General features: G+C 50.9%; 3 protein-coding genes. All 3 read right to left on the minus strand.

Features of this window, described 5'->3' with window-relative positions; genetic code table 11:
• Nucleotides 1-435, minus strand: a 435-nt coding sequence (locus AQR02_RS14250; RefSeq protein WP_280818626.1) for a NusA N-terminal domain-containing protein, incomplete at its 3' end; no start/stop codon positions are given.
• Nucleotides 436-461: 26 nt separating this feature from the next.
• A complete protein-coding gene (gene rimP / locus AQR02_RS14255) occupies nt 462-929 on the minus strand; it encodes a ribosome maturation factor RimP (protein ID WP_054941046.1) in 468 nt (155 codons plus the stop codon).
• 198 nt (nt 930-1127) lie between these two features.
• Nucleotides 1128-2810, minus strand: a 1683-nt coding sequence (locus AQR02_RS34275; protein ID WP_245237444.1) for a PolC-type DNA polymerase III, incomplete at its 5' end; no start/stop codon positions are given.

A 2810-nucleotide genomic window follows, 5' to 3' on the forward strand; every position in this document is an offset into this window, starting at 1 on the left:
CTGACGCTGTACAAGGCCGGTAACAATATCATCTTCCTTGTCAATAAAAGCGTTATAGATAAGGCCCCGCTCTGCTTCACGAATACGCTGGGTTACGACCTGCTTGGCGGTTTGCGCCGCAATCCGGCCGAAATCGCGCGGTGTTACTTCAAGCTCGGCAACATCTTCCAGCTGGAAATGAGGGTTGATCTCTCTGGCTGCCGGCAGGGAAATTTCGGTCCGGGTATCCAGAACCTCCTCGACAACCAGCTTACGGGCGAATACTTTGATTACGCCTGTGTTGCGGTTCATGTCCACACGCACGTTCTGCGCCGCATTGAAGTTGCGTTTATAGCTGGAGATCAGCGCAGCTTCGATGGCTTCAAACAGCACATCCTTACTGATGCCTTTCTCCCTTTCCAGTTCATTCATAGCTTCGATAAAATCCATACTCATGAAATTCCGGTCCCCCTTTCAAGACATTAAAAAATAATGGCCAATCTCGCGCTGGCGACTTTGGCATACGGCACTACATGTTGCTTTTTGCCCGCGGAGATGAGCAGTTCCTCGTTCTCGAACGAGAGCAAACGACCTTCGAATTCTTTGAGGCCTTGAATCGGCTCATAAACCGTTACATATACGTCCTTGCCTACCGCTTTGGCGACATCTGCCGCTTTCTTGAGCGGGCGTTCTGCACCAGGAGAAGAAACCTCCAGGAAATAGGCTTCAGGGATAGGATCATTCTCATCCAGCTTTGAACTGAAATATTCGCTAATGGCACCGCAGTCATCAATATCAATGCCGCCTTCTTTGTCTACGAATATGCGCAAAAACCAGTTGGACCCTTCCTTCACGTATTCAACGTCCACCAGTTCGAAACCATTGTCCTCGAGATAGGACCCGAGCATCTGCTCTACCGTTTGTTTAATTTTGGATTTGGGTGTGCTCAAAAGAAAATTACCTCCACGAACTTGTCTTTTGCTATATACCAAAGATAAAGAGTGGGTTTCCCCACTCTTTACACAACGGACTTATCTCATTATTACCAAAAAAATTATACCATAGTGCATCTGCACTGACAAGTGCTAGCCCTTGACTCCCTATTTGGAGACACTCTTCAGGCTGTTCAACTCCACTGTGTGGGGCTGTTAAAACAGGGATAGCTGGTTGCTCTCCGGCAGTCCCCGGAAGCAGCCCATGCCGGTCAGCAGCTCAATGACAGTCTTGCTCGCCTTGGATTTCTGCTGGAAATCCTCAATCGACAGGAACTCACCCGCATCCTTAGCGGCAGCAATATTAATGGCGGCATTGTCACCGATTCCCGCAAGAGAGGAGAACGGCGGAATCAGGCTGGTGCCGTCAACGGTAAACTTCGTGGCATCGGAACGGTACAGATCGATATTCTTAAAGGTGAAGCCGCGTGCGGTCATCTCAAGCGCCATTTCTAGGACAGGAAGCATCGCTTTTTCCTTAGGCAGTGCCTGAAAGCCCTTGCCTTCAATCTCCACGATCTGACGGCTGATCGCTTCATAGCCCTTACAGCAGAGTTCAATATCAAAATCAGCTGCACGGACCGTGAAGTAGGTCGCATAATATTCAATCGGATGATACAGCTTGAAGTAGGCGGTCCGTACCGCAGAGATAACATACGCTGCGGCGTGCGCCTTCGGGAACATGTACTGGATCTTCAGGCAGGAGTCAATGTACCACTGCGGTACCTTGCACTTCTTCATCTCTTCAATCCATTCGGCGGACAAACCTTTACCCTTACGCACACTCTCGGTAATTTTGAAGGCAAGCCCCGCATCCATACCCGCTTTGTAGATCAGGAACAGCATGATATCATCACGGCAGCCAATTACGGTCTTGATGTTACAGGTGTTATTCTTGATTAGCTCCTGGGCATTGCCGAGCCATACTCCGGTTCCGTGAGACAGTCCCGAGATTTGAAGCAAGTCGGCAAAGCTGGACGGCTTTGATTCGACAAGCATCTGGCGGACAAACTTGGTCCCCATTTCCGGAACCCCGTAGGTCGCTACAGGAGTCCGGATCTGATCCGGCCGGACCCCCAGCGCCTCGGTGGAATTAAACATGCTCATTACCTTAGGATCGTTCATCGGAATGGTTGTCGGATCCACACCGGTCAGATCCTGCAGCATCCGCATCATGGTCGGATCATCATGGCCCAGAATATCGAGCTTGAGCAGGTTGGCATCAAAGGCGTGATAGTCAAAGTGGGTTGTCTTCCATTCGGCCGTGACATCATCCGCAGGGTACTGCACCGGGGTAATATCCTCAATCTCCATATAATCCGGTAAAACAACGATACCGCCGGGATGCTGGCCGGTGCTGCGCTTAACGCCCGTACATCCGGCAGCCAGACGTCCTACCTCTGCTCCGCGCCAGCGTTTCTGATGATGCTCTTCATATTTCTTGGTGAACCCGAAAGCCGTCTTCTCTGCCACAGTACCGATAGTTCCTGCACGGAATACATTATCCGGCCCAAACATGGTTTTGGTAAAGTTATGGGCATTCGGCTGATATTCCCCGGAGAAGTTAAGATCGATATCGGGAACCTTATCCCCTTTAAAGCCCAGGAAGGTCTCGAACGGAATATCCTGCCCTTCCCCTTTCAGATTACCGCCGCAGTTCGGACAGGCCTTATCCGGCAGGTCAAATCCGCTCGGCACACTGCCGTCGAGGAACCACTCACTGTGCCGGCATTCCGGATTGGTACAAATATAATGGGCCGGCAGCGGATTAACCTCAGAAATCCCGAGGAAGGTCGCAACGACCGAGGAACCTACTGAACCACGTGAGCCTACCAGATA

The sequence above is a fragment of the Paenibacillus ihuae genome, assembly GCF_001368795.1.
Lineage (GTDB): Bacteria > Bacillota > Bacilli > Paenibacillales > Paenibacillaceae > Paenibacillus_AQ > Paenibacillus_AQ ihuae.